Origin of the sequence: Leuconostoc pseudomesenteroides KCTC 3652, from assembly GCF_014634745.1 — a bacterium.
In the GTDB taxonomy this organism is placed as follows: domain Bacteria; phylum Bacillota; class Bacilli; order Lactobacillales; family Lactobacillaceae; genus Leuconostoc; species Leuconostoc pseudomesenteroides.
The window spans coordinates 201779-217862 of sequence record NZ_BMBP01000002.1 but is presented as its reverse complement, the minus strand read 5'-3'; the positions used below and the strand labels follow the sequence as shown (position 1 = coordinate 217862).

Below are 16084 nucleotides of genomic sequence, written 5' to 3'. Positions count from 1 at the left end.
GACCTAAAACATGTTCGAAATTTGTTGGTTATGCACATAGCTAAATGTGACTGACATGATATGATATCACTTAAGGTGACTCCGCAACACAAAACATTCTAATTCAACTATTCCTTTTCATAATTCTGAGTTTGAAAAACGTTTACCCCAACAATGGGAGCCACCGTACATAGCTTCAAATCATCACAAGTTTATTACTTTTGGTTAGCGATAGAGATGGTATAATAAAAACAAATGCTGCAAAGGAGGATAAAACTGTGTCCAAGAAAATTGACGCTCGCATTGTGCGCACGCGGCAAATTATTCAATCAGCAACTATTGCTTTATTGACAACGCAACCTGGATTTTCGATTACAACATTACTAGCACGCGCCGATATTACGCGGGGAACTTTTTATAAGTATTATGCCAATAAAGAACATTTGATTTCTGAAGTCAATGATGTCATATTGAATGATTTATTGTTACATACAAAAGAAACTTTTATTGTTGCTGAAATGATTGCCAGTGTCAGCCGCCAAGCCGCTTTTTATAATGCGGTGTTGAATCATCATGCCGATCCTTCTTTCCAGCATGCACTGTTTGATCGTCTCAGGACGCAAATGCAAACCAAAGTGAATGCATCAGCTCAGGATGTTAATCGACGATTGCAATATCAGTGGGAGACAATTAATGCAGGCTTCTGGGCTATGATTGCGCGGTGGTTGAGTGATGATATGAATATGACACAAGATGATTTGCTGCAAGAATTCGCAGTTTTATGGCGAGGCAATCCGACTGTTATCAAAGATACGGGGTTAGGTTTATTTGACTTTACGCCTAAAGCCGCAAAATAGCGCATTAGATTTGACTAATGCATTTTCAACTGGTAAAATATAAGGGTTGTTAGCAAAGCTACAACCACTCAGATCAGGTTAAAGCATGTTTGGGACTAGGGCCTAACCGCCTGTGATGGTGAGTCTAAGTATAAGGAGAATTCAATAATGGCATATGCAATTATTGTAACTGGCGGCAAACAATACAAAGTCGCTGAAGGTGACACAATTTTCGTTGAAAAGTTGGACGCAGCTGAAGGTGAAAAGGTAACTTTTGACCAAGTTGTTCTGACTGATTCAAAAATTGGTACACCATTTGTTGATGGTGCAAAGGTAGAAGGCACAGTTGAAAAGCAAGGCAAGCAAAAGAAGGTTGTTACTTTCAAGTACCGTGCCAAGAAGCATTCACATACTAAGCAAGGCCACCGCCAACCATATACACGCGTGAAGATTGATTCAATCGCGTAATCATTACTACTTGTAAAGGAGAAATAGACTTATGTTGATGAATCAAGAAAACTTGCAAATGTTCGCTCACCACAAAGGTGGCGGATCTTCAGCCAACGGTCGTGACTCAGCAGGTCGTCGTTTAGGCACTAAAGTTGCTGACGGACAAGATTTGACTGCTGGCTCAATCATTTACCGCCAACGTGGTACGCATATTTATCCAGGCGTAAACGTTAAAAAGGGTGGCGATGACACATTGTTTGCTTTGACAGACGGTGTTGTTAAGTTTGAGCGTAAAGGTCGCGAAAAGCGTCAAGTATCTGTTTATACACGTGAACAATACAATGAAATCGTTGCTGCTGCCAAGTAAGTAGCTATTCTAAAGACTGACTTAGGTCAGTCTTTTTTGCTATAATGAAAGCAGAACGAGAAAAGAGATTATTATGACAAAATATTACGAAGCACGGCTTAAAAAATTACAAGCACTTTTAAAAAAGCTTGATTTAGACGGTATGATTGTATACCAAGGGTTTAACACAAAATATCTAACAGGTTTTGATGGCGGAACTGGTGATGGGGTTGTCCTTGTTAGTTTAAATCAAGCACGACTGATTACAGATGCTCGATATGAAGAAGACTATAAAGATCGTTTGCCTGAAGGGGTTGATTTAAAAATAACTAGGGCATATTACGAAGATGCAGTTGCAACTGCTCAAGAATTTGGTATCAAACATTTGGCTTTTGAAGCAGATATGCCGTATAACATATACGATTATTTAGATGAACTATTACCTGCAAACATTGAATTTGATGCACTGCCAAGTGCTATTGAAACTTTGCGAGAAGTAAAAGATGAAAGTGAATTGGCTGCGCTAAGACTTGCAGCCACAGCATCTGTCAAAGCTTTTCAAGATTTAATACCATTTATTCAACCAGGTAAAACAGAGCGCGAAGTGGCCAACGAATTAGATCGTTTACAAAAAAAATATGGTGCTGAAAAAGCTTCATTTGACACAATTGTGGCTTCAGGATATCGTTCAGCGTTACCCCATGGGGAAGCAACAGATAAGGTAATAGCTGATGGTGAATTGGTAACAATTGACTTTGGCTATTATGTCGATGGTTATACATCAGACGTTACGCGGACCATCGCTGTCGGCCAAGTGAGTGACGAATTAAAAGAAATTTATGATATTGTTAAACAAGCAAATGAAAATGCCATTGCCATTGTCAAACCCGGCATTTCAGGTAGCGAAATTGATAAAGTTGCTCGTGATTACATTTCGGAGCATGGTTATGCTGAACAGTACAATCATGGTGGCGGTCACGGTGTGGGGCTTGATATTCATGAAGGACCTGCGATAAGTCCACGTTCTAGTGACGAAATGCAGGCTGGTCATTTATTGACAATTGAACCTGGCATTTACCTTGGTGGCAAGGGTGGTGTTCGTATTGAAGATGATGTCATTGTGACTGCAGACGGATACGAAAATTTGACAGCCAATTTGTCAAAAGAATTGTTGGTGATTGGAGTTTAATATGGCACAAACACGATTAGATTTTTTGGTGTTTTATCGCGGAAATTTAGTCAATGGGTTTGATTACGTTTATATAAAACGTCATGAGGGACATGCTTTTTGGCAAAGTGACAGCAAATCACAAGAAGCTAAAGATATTTTGGATCCGGAATTCGATTTTTATAATCCTCACTATAATGACCAAGGGGAGCCATTTAATTGGCGCTATCGGGAAGATTGGGTTGATATGACCAATGTATGGGATCATTTTTCTCAAGAAGCCATGGCTTATATTAAAACATGGTTAACTGAATATCGTGGACCATCGTATGATGATCCGAGCCGAAATGACGAATGGGGTGTCCGCTACCAGATTCCTGGTCAGCCGGAACGCCTCATTTGGGGATTAAATGCTTTTCCAGCAAATTTGGATGATTTTTCAGAGTTTGTGTATCGTTTTGGCAAGTAGTTGGTGGAGAGGGTTTTGTAAACAATGAATTTTTATACAGCAGATACCCATTTTTATCACGATAGTTTATTAACTAGTCAAGTTTTTTCTCCACGCTCACAATTTTTGACGGTAGCAGATATGAATGAGACAATCATTAACCATTGGAATGCTAAGGTGAAGCCTAATGATACTGTCTATCATCTTGGCGACATTGCAATGAAATATACTAAACCGGCTAGCTTGATCATGGCTCAGACATTTGACATTTTATCGCATTTAAATGGTCATATTGTGTTGATTAAAGGCAATCATGATAGCAGTGCTTTGTTCAAATATTTGGCCCAACAACAGCTAAATAGCCAAAATGGTCAACCAAAATTTGACTTTCATGAGGTTGGGGTCAGGTTGAAATTTGATCATCACGAAGTGTTTTTAACGCATTATCCGATGATGTTAGGTTTGACCAAAAATCAAATTAATCTGCATGGTCACATTCACAATTATAGTGTTCATGCTAAGGAAAATATTAATGTCGGTGTAGATTCACCTGATATTGATTATTTGCCCAGCAATAGTGTGCCATTTGGTGCGCCTTTGAGTGAAAATGAAGTAATAGCGATTATTGCTGGGAAAAAGAGAGACTATTTGCAGCGCGTATAGGAGGGGTGTTATGGAAACAATTCACATATTACATACAAATGATATCCATTCGCACCTTGAAAATTGGCCACGCGTATCACGATTTTTACATGAAAAACAAAGATCATATAGCGAAGTAGTTACATTTGATATTGGCGACGCGATTGACAGGTTACACCCCCTCACGGATGCAAGTATGGGCTGGGCAAATATTGAATTGATGAACAATTGTCATTATGATGGGGTAACAATTGGTAATAATGAGGGCCTCGTGTTGTCTCATGAGGCACTTAATCATTTATATGATAAAGCAAATTTTGATGTCTTATTAGCAAACCTGAAAGAATTACCCAATGATAGTCAACCAAAGTGGGCGCAGGAATATAAAATTTTAACAACGGGGATAGGGACAAAAATTGGTGTTTTGGGTCTAACGGCACCGTATGAACTAACATATCCACCGCTAGGTTGGCAGCCGCATGATGTTGACGACACGTTAGACCGTTTGCTGCCAATAATCAGAGAAAAATCAGATGTTATTGTTCTGCTATCTCACTTGGGATTGCCAACAGACGAGCGACTCGCTAAAAAGTATGATATTGACGTTATCCTTGGGGCTCATACACATCATTTGTTACCCCACGGCAAAGTGATTAATCAGACAATTTTGGCAGGGGCCGGTCGCTATGGTGAAAATATTGGCGATGTTACTTTAACGATGGAAGATCATAAAATTATTGATCAAGCGGCAAGGACAACACCGGTTTATGAGTTGCCAGAGTCTGTTGACGACTTTAATTTAATTAAAGGGTGGCTTAATGCAGGGCGTCATGAACTAGAATCGCAGCATGTCGCAGTTTTGCCAAGAACAATTGGTACTGATGAGCAAGCCTATGATGCTTTGCGTGCTTTGAAGCGTTTCTATCAAGTGCCTGCTGCACTTGTGTCAACTGGCATGTTTGTAGAAGATTTGCCTGAGGGCGAGCTGAGTCGCTACGAGTTATTAGAAAGTATGCCACATGCGATCAACCCGATGCTAATCACACTAACTGGGACACAAATTAAAAACTTGATGATCAGCATTGAAAAACAGACAGCTGAGTTGGCCAACTTTCCCATGAAAGGTAGTGGTTTTAGGGGAAAAGTATTTGGTTACATGCGTTTTGATGGTATTGATCGGCAGCAAGATGGTCAAATTTTATATCATGGCGAGAATCTAATAATGGATCAATCCTATCAGATTGCGACATTGGATCATTATAAATGGATTCCATTTTTTCCAATTATTGCTGACGCACCAAGTGAAATTGCGTTAAACATTATTTTACGTGAATTAATGGCAGACTACTATACTGACAAATATAATAAGGATAACTAATGGATCACGATACACTTAAAGAAAAAACGATAGCGCAGCAAGCAGAGAGAAAATCCGTTTACCGTGTGACGCGGCGCGGTGATGAAATCGAAATAGATCGTTTAACGTTAGAATTGGTTGATAATTTTAAAGACGCTTTTGATGTCGATAAATTAGCCATTCGGTATACACCATTGTTAGCCCAATATGATTATATAGTGGGTGATATTTCAGCTGAACAATTGCGGCTAAAAGGTTTCTACCACAATGATAAGTCGGTGGCTAACCAAGATAAAATACAAACCTTACAAGATTATTTATATGAGTACGTTAATTTTGGTGCACCTTATTTTGTGCTAGAAAATATCAATCCTCGCGTCAGAGAGGCACGTGAAAATACTTCACATAAACCAAATACTAAGCCAAAGCGCGAATCCAAAGATAATAAACAGCGTCCAAAAACAAAATCAAAGTCCAAAAATGGAAAACCATCGACTAAAAAAGCACCAACGAAAAAACGTGCATTTACAATTAAACAAAAATAAGCTTAACCTGTTTGGTTAAGCTTATTTTTTAATCATCTTCGGTTTCAGGAAAATAACTCACACCATCTTGTGACACGATCATTGCAGAGTTAAAAGTGATTTTGATGACTACCCAATCATTGTTATCCAGATCACCAACTGTATCATACCAACCATCAATTTGATCTTTAAATAACGGCACGACTGTCTGAATCGGTGTTTCTAAAATTTCAGCAATAGCATCGTTTGAGCCGACCCAAGCATTTTTTTCATTGCTTGGGGCAGTAGTAAATGACACATGAGGATTGTTCTCAATTTCTTTTACTTTTGTCGATTGTCGGAAAGTTGTAATATAGAAAAAGTTTGTCAGTGTTTCAGGTAAAGCATAATAAGTAAACCGATTTGATGGGTGTGTGCCGTCAAGACTTATGGTAGCAATATTAACAACATGCACGCCGAGACGTAGTGCTTCTTCAACTGGGGACATAAGATACCTCACTATTCGTATTTTAATACTATTATAGCTGTTGAATGTGAACAAATTGTGAATTTAGGAAAAATAAAAAAGCGCGGACAGCGCTTTTTTAAATACTAGTCAAGTGGTACATCAACTGCCCAACCTTCAGGACCTTCTTGATCGCCATATTGGATCGCCGTCAAACGATCATATAGTTTTTGAGTCCACGGTCCGACTTCAGTTTCAGAATAGAAGACATGCTTATTACCTTGATGTGTAATTGATCCTACTGGCGAAATGACGGCAGCAGTTCCCATTGCACCGGCTTCAGCAAACTGATCAAGATCATTGATGGAAATTGTTGTCTCTTCAGCTTTTAGACCAAGCTCTTGTGCTACAGCAAGCAAAGAGTACTTTGTGACTGAAGGCAAAATAGAAGGAGATTTTGGTGTCAAGAAACGGCCATCTTTTGTGATGCCAAAGAAGTTGGCTGATCCAAGTTCTTCAATGTTTTCATGAAGACGTGGATCAAGATAAACAACATCCGAATATCCGGCTTTGTGGGCCTCATCACCTGCTAACATGGAAGCACCATAGTTACCGCCAGCTTTGGCTGCACCAGTACCGCCGTGTGCTGCACGATCATAATGATTAGTGACATAAGCGGTTGGTGTTAAGCCACCCTTATAATAGGCGCCAACGGGTGTTGCATAAACTTCAAAAACATAATTATCAGCCGGATGAACACCAACCACTGGACCACCACCAAATTCAAAAGGACGCAAATAAAGTGTTGCACCAGTGCCATATGGGGGAATAAAGTCTTGGTTGGCTTTGGCCACTTCCTTCAAAGCACGTAAAAAGAGTTCTTCGGGTACAGGCGCCATCATCAAACGATCAGCGGAATTTTGCAAGCGCTTGGCGTTACGGTCAGGACGGAACAAGTTAGCACCACCATCTTTTCGACGGTATACTTTTAATCCTTCAAAAATATTTTGGCCATAGTGAAGGCCAGTTGCAGCTTCATTCACTGGAATGTTGGCATCTGTTTCAAGGCCACCTTCACTCCATTTACCATCTTTATAATAAGCTCGGAAACGATAGGGAAGATCATGATATTCAAATCCCAAGTTATCCCAATCAAAATCTTCGGGTTTTGCTTTCTGTTGTTCAGACATTGTCCATCCTTCTTTCTTAGAGAAATATGATAAAACTACTATAACGCTTAGAAACAAATTGTGCAACCCTTCATTTTTTCAAGGCGACCATGTGCAGTTTAAACAAATCATGTATAATAAGGTTATAATTAATGGGGTTAACCAGAATTGGAGATTAAAATGACATTACTACTTGCAGTTAAGGCACTGACGCAAGAAAACAGAGATTTTCTTGCGCAGTATGATATTGATGTTGTGACACCTGACACAATAACTGATGATCAACTATCAGAAGTAGTTATTAGCTATGCTTGGGATAACACCATCGGCAGCAAAATATTAAGCTTACCAAATACCAAATTAAAATGGATTCAGGCACAGTCTGCAGGTGTGGATTACTTACCGTTATCTTTATTAGCACAGCGTGGTATCACTGTCACAAATGCGAGTGGTTTGAAAGCATTGCCAATCGCTCAAACAGTATTGGGTTATTTGCTATATTTTGCTCGGGGATTAAATGTCTATGCTACACGTACTCACTGGGAACCATTCACTGATCAATATTTAATTAGTGAATTGCCTGTTTTAGTTTTTGGTACAGGTCGAATCGGACAACAAATTGCCCATCATATCAAGGCTTTCGGTGGTAAAGTCTATGGTGTCAACACAAGTGGGCGACCAGTAGCAGGCTTTGACGAGACGTTTCCAATGACGGACTATCAAGCTGGTTTAGCTAAAGCACAAGTCATTGTCGATGGGCTACCTGGGACAAAAGATACAGAGAATTTTTTTGATGATCATTTCTTTGCGCAGTTTAACCAACTCTTTTTGTTTATAAATATTGGACGAGGCACCACTTTGAATCAATCCGCTTTACTTGAAGCAATTGATGATTCTCGTGTTAAATATGCTGCGTTAGATGTAACAACGCCTGAACCATTACCTCATGATCATCCGTTATTTGAACGGCCACAAATTTTGCTAACCCAACATACCAGTTGGGGGGAGAATATTAATGCGGGTCGGGTAGGTGGCTTATTCAGGCTCTTTGAAAAAAATGTACCTAGTTTTATGAAAGACCAAACATTTGTCCAAAATGTGGTTGATTTGAACAAAGGATATTAAATTGATTAATTGCTTTACTAGCATAAAAAATGCTAATTTAAAAAGATTATTGAAAAAAATGACGTCCAATCAACGCCAGTAGAGAGGATTTTATTCATGGTTTTAACACATCCACTAGTAATTGTGTCGTTTGATGCATTGGGGGCTGAGGATGTCGCTCAACATCTTGAGATGATGCCTAATTTGGCGCAGTTAATACAGCGTGGGGCTCATGTCAAAAAAGTGGAAGGCATTTATCCAACTTTAACCTATCCATCGCATACGTCAATTATGACAGGTGTTTATCCAGCAAAGCACGGTATTGTTAATAACACTAAAATACAACCAGAACGTGGTGACTCACCAGACTGGTATTGGTATGCTAAAGATATTCAAGTACCTACTTTATTTGATTTAGCGCATCGAAAAGGACTCAAAACGGCAGCTTTTTTGTGGCCGGTGTCGGCAAAAGCACCAATTACTTGGAATATTGCTGAGATTTTTCCTAATCGAATTTGGACGAACCAAGTGTTGGTGTCATTTAATGCCAGTACCCCATATTTTATGTTTGATATGAACCGTCGTTTTGGTCAATTGCGTAACGGTATTAAGCAACCTAATTTGGATAATTTTATTACCGCTGCTGCGGTTGATACGATAAAAAATAAAAAACCAGATTTGTTAGCTATTCATTTAGTTGATATGGATGCACATCGTCATCAGTTTGGGGTGCGTTCGGCAGAGGCTTACGCTGCTTTAAAGCGTCTTGATGCGCATCTTGGCGAATTAATGGCAGCCACAAAAGAGGCTGGTAATTTTGAAAATACGAATTTTGTTGTTCTTGGTGATCACTTCCAAATTGATGTTAATCATATGATTCATCTTAATCAGTTGTTTGCCGAGCAAGGCTGGTTAGTTGTCACTGACAAAGGCTTAATTGATGGGGATTGGCGTGTGTTAGCCAAGACCACTGATGGATCGACATATGTCTATATCAAAGATGATAGTTTACAAGATAAGGTTCGGTCAATTGTTAACCAAGTTCAAGGTGTTGAAACAATTTATCAGCCAAGTGATCTGATCAAATGGCATATCAATCCAGAAGCCGCTTTCATTATTGAGGCACAAAATGGTTATTTCTTTACTGATGAAGTTAACCGTTCAGCGGTCGTTGAAGCGACTGATGATGCTGATTTGGGCACGAGTGATCGCTATAAAGCGGTCCATGGTTTTCGACCAGATAAGTCCGATTATCAGACAACATTGGTATTAGCTGGTCCAGATGTCGAACATATTACGATTGAGGATGCGCGTTTGGTTGATGAAGCACCCACGTTTGCTAAATTTTTGGATGTTGAATTTGAGAATGTGTTAGATGGGATACCCTTGGAAAAAGTAATTAAAAAATAAGCCCGGTGTCATATATGGACTTTATATCATGTAATGGAGTAGTGATGTGCAAAATAGAGGATTAACTACCCAAGAGAAAAGTTGGGTGTTGTATGATTGGGCCAATTCTAGCTTTGGTATTATTGTGGTGACAGCAGTATTGCCAATTTGGGTGGTCAAAGTGGGCCAAAACACAGGCTTTTCCGGCGCTCAGACAACAGCTTTTTGGTCGTATGCTAACGCTTTTTCGACTTTTTTGGTCGCTATTGCTGCGCCAATTTTAGGTGCGATTGCGGATTATGCTGGATTCAAAAAAAGATTATTTACTTGGTTTACGCTGATTGGTATTATTGTATTATTGGAACCGTTGGTTTAGCATTGGTGCCTGATAATAAAATATGGTGGTTATTATTTATTTTTATGCTTGCTAATATTGGTTATAGCGCTGCAAATATTTTTTATGATGCTTTTTTAACAGATGTTACAACTGATATACGTATGAATCGCGTGTCAAGCGCTGGTTATGGTTTTGGATACTTGGGTGGTGTAATACCTTTTGTCATTTTTTATTTATTGCGAGGACTGATGACGCCAACAACAGGGGTTATGTTTGCTTTTATGTTGGCATCAGTATGGTGGTTGTTATGGACGATTCCGATGTGGCGTACAGTAAACCAAGTGAATTTTTTGCCTACGCCGCAACAACCATTCACAGAAGCCATACAAAGAATAATAACAACAATCAAAAATATTGCCAAATATCCAGATATTGCATGGTTTCTCTTAGCCTATTTTTTTTATATCGACGGTGTTAATACAATTTTTACTGAGGCAACAATGTTTGGCGCTGCTGTTGGCATCAAAATGACAACTTTATTAACCGTTTTATTGGCAGTTCAAATTATAGCTTTCCCATCATCGATTATTTACGGGCGATTGGCAAACTATTTTGGTACACGCAAAGTTTTGGTCGGCGGCATTACCATTTATATTGGTATTACCATTTATGCGTTGTTCATTCATCATGCGATAGAATTTTTTGTATTAGCTATTTTGGTCGGTACATCGCAGGGTGGTATACAGGCTCTATCAAGATCATATTTCGGTAAGCTGGTACCAAAAGACCAAGCCAGTGAATTTTTTGGGTTTTATAATATATTTGGAAAATTTAGCGCCATATTAGGGCCCTTATTGTTCGGAACAGTCGCACAAATGACTGGGCAAGTGCAATTAGCGGCTGGATCATTAATTGTGCTATTTGGTGTCGGTTTGGCTGTCTTCATATTTACGCCAACCCGTGCCGACTAATATACATGCAGTTTTTGTACTGAAGCACCATGTTTGGTGCTTTTTTTTGATGACGTAGTAGGATTGTTCGTTCAAATCAATTTAACACAGACGTGATATATGTTAAGATATATTTAAGTTATTTTTTCGGAGAAGTCAAGTGGATAAACAGTTAGAAAAACGTGAAACCAAAATTTTAGCCCGCTATAAAAAGGTAATTAAAAGTTTTGACAAAACCTGGCGCGTGATTGATGACACACGTGTGCCCATTTTACGTGAAGTTCTCAGTTGGTTAGACCATCCTGACACTAAACTCAAAATCATTCAGATTGCTGGTACGAACGGTAAAGGGTCAACAGGCGCCATGTTGGGTGCTGTTTTAAAAGCTAATGGCTACACTTATGGTCATTTTTCTAGTCCTTTCATCATGGATGATCGCGAACAGATTCGTATTAACGGGGAAATGATTACCAAGCAAGATTTTCTGACTTACTATGATCAAGTTGTGGCAACATTTGCCGCCCACGGACATGCAATTGATTATTTATCGTACTTTGAATATTTGACTGTTATTTCCTTATTGGCTTTTGTGGACAACGGTGTTGATATCGTTATCTTTGAAGCTGGTTTAGGTGGCTTGCGAGACGCAACAAATGCCATTGAGGTACCAATGTTGACGGTTTTCACCAAAATTAGCATTGATCATCAAAATCTATTGGGTCACAACATTAAAGAAATAGCCGATAATAAATCAGCGTTAATTAAATCAGGGACATGGGTTATTAATTACGCCGGTCAAGATATTGACGCTACGAAAGTATTGAGAGCTAGAACAGAGGCTGTTGGCGCCCGATGGTTCGAGCACAAGCGTGATGAAATTATAATTTTAAATACAACGCCAGCTGGATTAGATTTGAGTATTAATGGCGAGAGTGGCTATTTTCTAAGTATGTCTGGTGCTTTTCAGGTTCACAATTTTAGTATTGTTTTACAAATAAAAGCAGCATTGATTGAAAAAGGCATGGTCTTTGACCGCGCAAAAACAAAACAAGGATTGGCGAATGTCAGAATATTAGGTCGCATGAATTATCATGAAGACACCAACATTTTGTTTGACGCAGCTCACAATGTTGATGGTATTAGGGGACTGGTATCGGCGCTGAATGCTTGGCACTTGAAAATCAAGCCAACATTGATTTTAGGCGTGCTAAAAGATAAAGACTATCACGAAATGTTGGATGAAATTGTACCTTTTGTGCAACGGGTCATTACGGTTACACCTAATAATAAAACACGGGCTTTATCAGCAGATGAACTAGCAGCCGATATTTTGTCGGATTATCCCAATATTGAAGTAGAGGTTGCCAACGATGCTTCGGCAGCAATTTCATTGGCCATGAGGGTCCGTGAATCCTCAAAAGCGTTAATTGTGGTGACTGGTTCTTTTTATACCTTGAGTGCTATTCATAGAGAAGGAGGCATTTAATGCGATTTGTTTTAGCTTCAAATAATACTGCCAAAACGGAAGAAGTGGCCGTTTTAGCGCAGGCGATGGGACATCAAGTCGAAAATTATCGAAATGTTCTAGGCGAAACATTAGTTTTTCCAGCAGAAACCACGACTTCTCAAATTGAAAATGCTCGTGTTAAGGCACAATTTGTCCATCAGTATTTACCTGATGAATACGTTTTATCAGATGATACTGGCTTATATTTGTCAGCTTTTCCGGATCGCTTTGGTGTTGTGACAGCGCGAGAGTTCAAAGCTGAGGGTATCTTAGGAACTGAAGCAGAGCAACAATATATTCTTGATTTATTGCGTCAACCATCAATAGATCGATCGGGTTATTTATTGGCCGTGATGGGCTTAGCAACGCCGAACAATCGTTTATTAACGGCACAAGGCAAAGGTGGCGTTCGGATTGCAGAAAATAGTCGACGAGGTGATTACATTGATGGCTTAGACAATATTGTTGAAGCTGAAAATGGATTGACTTTGTCAGAAATGTCAATTAATGACGTAATTGATTATCACGACCGTTCTCGCGCTTTGCAGGCACTTGTGAATCTTTTGTGAAAACATCTAGCCCGTGGTAAAATGGGAGAGATGTTTTTTTGTAGATAATATAAAATAATGAGGCAACACAATATGTCAAATTCAACAACAACATTGCCATTTTGGGATGAAGTCGTGGCAAATGCACAAATGGGTCACGATCAAAAGCAACCTTTTTTTAGTATGGCACCTATGGAAGCAGTTACTGATACTATTTTCCGCCGAGTAGTGGCTAAGGCAGGCGCTCCTGACGTCTATTATACTGAATTCACAAATGCCAGTTCCATGATTCACCCAAAGGCCAAATTTTCAGTACAAGGTCGTCTAGCGGTAGCGGAAAATGAACAGCAACCGATTGCACAAATTTGGGGCGGACGTCCAGATGATATCGCTGGCGCTGCTAAACTTTTACCCTCAATGGGGTACCAAGCTGTTGATATCAATATGGGTTGCCCTGATGCAACGGTGATTAAAAACGGCGCGGGTTCGGATTTGATTCGTCATGAAGATTTGGCACGACAAATTGTGGCTGCGGCGAAGCAATCTGGTCTACCTGTTTCAGTTAAAACGCGTTTAGGCTTCTACAAGACTGAAGAATTTAGAGAATGGTTACCCATCATTTTGCGACAAAATGTGGCTGTACTAACAGTGCATTTGCGCACACGACAAGAAATGTCAAAAGTACCGGCTCATTTTGAATTCATCGATGACATTTTGGCGATGCGCGATGATATTGCACCACAAACTTTAATCCAAATTAATGGTGATATCAAAACGCGTCAACAAGGATTGGACTTAGCGAAAGCTCATCCTGGATTAGATGGCATTATGATTGGCAGAGGTATTTTTGAGAATCCATACGCGTTTGAAAAAAGTCCGCGCCAACACACTTTGACAGAATCAATTGATTTATTAAACTTGCAGTTAGATCTATTTGATGAGGTCAATGCGACCGTTACGCCCAAACATTTTGAGGCTTTGAAACGCTATTTCAAAATATACTTGCGTGGATTCGCGCATGCTTCTGCTTTACGGCAAATGTTGATGGAAACGCATTCGACTGATGAAGTACGTACTGTTTTGGCACGTGAATTAGCTAAAGTTTATGATGCTGTTGCTAATGACAAACATATTTACCGAGATAATGCCGCTGCAAGCGCAGATATGGCAGCGGCGACTGCTCGTAAGGTTGCCAGTGAAACTGATTAACGACAATATATTCAAACGCAAACCTTGAAACAATGCGAGGTATTCTTGTGTTTGAATTTTTAATTTTGAGTTAAAAATGATTTTTTAAGGTTAATTTTTAGTTGAATAGCGTTTAGAATGTCATGGCATCTCACGCGAAGATGGTATAATTGTAGTCAGTATTATATCGAGTGCCAATATGAAAAAAGGTAAGAATAATTGAGACAAATAAAATTAACATCGCAACAAATTGAAGATATTTTAACTGAACATCATTTGTTAATCAAATCGGCTGATGTCAACGCGACATTTGACTTTTTGCATTATGATACACGTCAAGTACGCAATAATACATTATTTGTCGTGAAAGGTGCCTTTAAGTCAGAGTATTTAGCCGATGCCCAAGGTGTCACCGGATTGATTGTTGAGCAACCCCTAACGATAAATTTACCGCAATGGCAGGTTACCAACGTCCAAAAAGCGTTATCATTATTGTCAATGGCTTTTTTTGACTATCCTCAAAAGTCCCTTTGGATTGCTGCTGTCACTGGTACAAAAGGAAAGACTACCGCAGCTTATTTTGCATATACAATGCTTAAAGAAGCAACAAACAATCATACGGCACTTTTTTCAACCGTTGATCGTATTACGGGTCCAGAACCTCAAGATAAGAAAAAGTCGGATTTAACGACACCCGAGTCTTATGAATTATTTAAAGATATGCGCCGAGCGGTCGATAATGGCATGACACATTTGGTTATGGAAGTCAGCTCACAAGCCTATCTGAAAAACCGTGTCTATGCGTTGCGGTACAATGTCGGTGCGTTTTTAAATATTTCACCAGATCATATTGGACCAAACGAACATCCGACTTTTGAAGATTATTTGGCTCATAAGATGATGTTATTTGATCACTCAGATGAAGTGATTATCAATGCGGAGACAGACCATTTTGATACAATTTATGCACATGCTAAAGCCGAGCATGATAAAGTTTATTTGTACAGTCATAGCATGATAACAACCGAAGAGAGTGCCATTCATGAGAGTCGATTTACTGTAACCAAAAGCGACTTTCCAGAAATGATTGGGCAATATCGTCTGAATTTACCTGGTGACTTTAATGAATCAAATGCTTTAGCTGCGATGATGATGGTCGCGTTTGCTGGCGTTAAGCATGAGGCAATGGTCAAAGGTTTGGACGAAGTGTTCATTCCTGGTCGCATGTTGAGCCTACCAATTCCAAATCACGGCATTGCATTTGTGGATTATGCTCATAATTACGCGTCCATGAGGGCCTTGTTAAAGTTTGCTCAGTCGCAATCACCCGAAGGTCGCGTCATCGTGGTAGTGGGTTCGCCAGGTAATAAAGGGGTGTCACGACGTGCCGATTTTGGTCGTGTAGTGAGTGAATTGGCTGACGTTGTTTATTTGACAGCTGATGACCCACAATTTGAAAATCCGCTTGACATTGCTCACCAAATTGCTGAACACATTGATAATCAATTATTAGTCGTTCATTTTGAAATGGATCGGATTAAAGCAATTCACAAGGCTATTTCTAATGCTGGGCAGCATGACATTGTGATCGTGGCAGGAAAAGGCGAAGATCCCTACCAAAAAATTAATGGTGAAGATGTGCCATACATCGGTGATTATGCCGTTGTTAAACAATTTAAGATGCAACTATAAAATCC

18 protein-coding genes and 1 other annotated feature are annotated in these 16084 nt (G+C 39.5%); of the genes, 16 read left to right on the top strand and 2 right to left on the bottom strand.

Annotation, left to right across the window (positions count from 1 at the left end; genetic code table 11):
* Window positions 1-257: 257 nt before the first annotated feature.
* From IEU65_RS03350 to IEU65_RS03315, 8 genes are all read left to right on the top strand, one after another.
* Complete coding sequence (locus IEU65_RS03350; RefSeq protein ID WP_010293306.1) at window positions 258-836, top strand: TetR/AcrR family transcriptional regulator; 579 nt, start codon at window positions 258-260, stop codon at window positions 834-836.
* A 52-nt stretch (window positions 837-888) separates the two neighbouring features.
* Window positions 889-972: a sequence feature (ribosomal protein L21 leader region), on the top strand.
* Between the two features lie 11 nt (window positions 973-983).
* Window positions 984-1283: a 50S ribosomal protein L21 gene (gene rplU / locus IEU65_RS03345; RefSeq protein ID WP_004911533.1), complete on the top strand. Its 300-nt coding sequence runs from the start codon at window positions 984-986 to the stop codon at window positions 1281-1283.
* Window positions 1284-1314: 31 nt separating this feature from the next.
* The gene (gene rpmA / locus IEU65_RS03340; protein ID WP_002814840.1) at window positions 1315-1632 is read left to right on the top strand and encodes a 50S ribosomal protein L27; all 318 of its coding nucleotides are present in this window, start codon (window positions 1315-1317) and stop codon (window positions 1630-1632) included.
* Window positions 1633-1705: 73 nt separating this feature from the next.
* Window positions 1706-2800: a M24 family metallopeptidase gene (locus IEU65_RS03335; protein ID WP_010294237.1), complete on the top strand. Its 1095-nt coding sequence runs from the start codon at window positions 1706-1708 to the stop codon at window positions 2798-2800.
* A 1-nt stretch (window position 2801) separates the two neighbouring features.
* Window positions 2802-3248 (top strand): hypothetical protein, encoded by a 447-nt coding sequence (locus IEU65_RS03330; protein ID WP_010294235.1) that lies wholly within the window; start codon window positions 2802-2804, stop codon window positions 3246-3248.
* Between the two features lie 24 nt (window positions 3249-3272).
* Window positions 3273-3890: a metallophosphoesterase family protein gene (locus tag IEU65_RS03325; RefSeq protein ID WP_010294233.1), complete on the top strand. Its 618-nt coding sequence runs from the start codon at window positions 3273-3275 to the stop codon at window positions 3888-3890.
* Window positions 3891-3900: 10 nt separating this feature from the next.
* Complete coding sequence (locus IEU65_RS03320; protein ID WP_010294231.1) at window positions 3901-5247, top strand: bifunctional metallophosphatase/5'-nucleotidase; 1347 nt, start codon at window positions 3901-3903, stop codon at window positions 5245-5247.
* Complete coding sequence (locus IEU65_RS03315) at window positions 5247-5771, top strand: YutD family protein (protein WP_010294230.1); 525 nt, start codon at window positions 5247-5249, stop codon at window positions 5769-5771. The genes IEU65_RS03320 and IEU65_RS03315 overlap by 1 nt, the downstream gene beginning before the upstream one ends.
* Window positions 5772-5799: 28 nt before the next feature.
* Here IEU65_RS03315 and IEU65_RS03310 read toward each other — a convergent pair whose 3' ends face one another.
* Window positions 5800-6237: a pyridoxamine 5'-phosphate oxidase family protein gene (locus IEU65_RS03310; RefSeq protein ID WP_010294228.1), complete on the bottom strand. Its 438-nt coding sequence runs from the start codon at window positions 6235-6237 to the stop codon at window positions 5800-5802.
* Window positions 6238-6341: 104 nt separating this feature from the next.
* Entirely contained in the window at window positions 6342-7385 is a 1044-nt protein-coding gene (locus tag IEU65_RS03305; protein ID WP_010294225.1) for a branched-chain amino acid aminotransferase, read from the bottom strand.
* Between the two features lie 159 nt (window positions 7386-7544).
* Between IEU65_RS03305 and IEU65_RS03300 the strand changes: the two genes are divergently transcribed.
* The 8 genes from IEU65_RS03300 (at window position 7545) to murE (ending at window position 16079) form a co-directional block, all read left to right on the top strand.
* Window positions 7545-8489, top strand: coding sequence for an NAD(P)-dependent oxidoreductase (locus tag IEU65_RS03300; RefSeq protein ID WP_010294223.1), 945 nt, complete (start codon window positions 7545-7547; stop codon window positions 8487-8489).
* Between the two features lie 96 nt (window positions 8490-8585).
* Window positions 8586-9878, top strand: coding sequence for an alkaline phosphatase family protein (locus IEU65_RS03295; protein ID WP_147651817.1), 1293 nt, complete (start codon window positions 8586-8588; stop codon window positions 9876-9878).
* A 46-nt stretch (window positions 9879-9924) separates the two neighbouring features.
* The gene (locus tag IEU65_RS10360; RefSeq protein ID WP_228934186.1) at window positions 9925-10233 is read left to right on the top strand and encodes an MFS transporter; all 309 of its coding nucleotides are present in this window, start codon (window positions 9925-9927) and stop codon (window positions 10231-10233) included.
* A 5-nt stretch (window positions 10234-10238) separates the two neighbouring features.
* Window positions 10239-11165 (top strand): MFS transporter, encoded by a 927-nt coding sequence (locus tag IEU65_RS03290; RefSeq protein WP_242455648.1) that lies wholly within the window; start codon window positions 10239-10241, stop codon window positions 11163-11165.
* 139 nt (window positions 11166-11304) lie between these two features.
* Window positions 11305-12630, top strand: a complete 1326-nt coding sequence (locus IEU65_RS03285) for a bifunctional folylpolyglutamate synthase/dihydrofolate synthase (protein WP_010294221.1) — start codon at window positions 11305-11307, stop codon at window positions 12628-12630.
* Window positions 12630-13220 carry a non-canonical purine NTP pyrophosphatase gene (locus tag IEU65_RS03280; protein ID WP_010294218.1) on the top strand — a complete coding sequence of 197 codons (591 nt, stop codon included), beginning with the start codon at window positions 12630-12632 and terminating at the stop codon, window positions 13218-13220. Before IEU65_RS03285 ends, IEU65_RS03280 begins: the two co-directional genes overlap by 1 nt.
* A 72-nt stretch (window positions 13221-13292) precedes the next feature.
* Window positions 13293-14408, top strand: a complete 1116-nt coding sequence (locus IEU65_RS03275; protein WP_010294216.1) for a tRNA dihydrouridine synthase — start codon at window positions 13293-13295, stop codon at window positions 14406-14408.
* A gap of 207 nt (window positions 14409-14615) precedes the next feature.
* Window positions 14616-16079 carry a UDP-N-acetylmuramyl-tripeptide synthetase gene (gene murE, locus IEU65_RS03270; protein WP_031941337.1) on the top strand — a complete coding sequence of 488 codons (1464 nt, stop codon included), beginning with the start codon at window positions 14616-14618 and terminating at the stop codon, window positions 16077-16079.
* The last annotated feature ends 5 nt before the right edge of the window (window positions 16080-16084 follow it).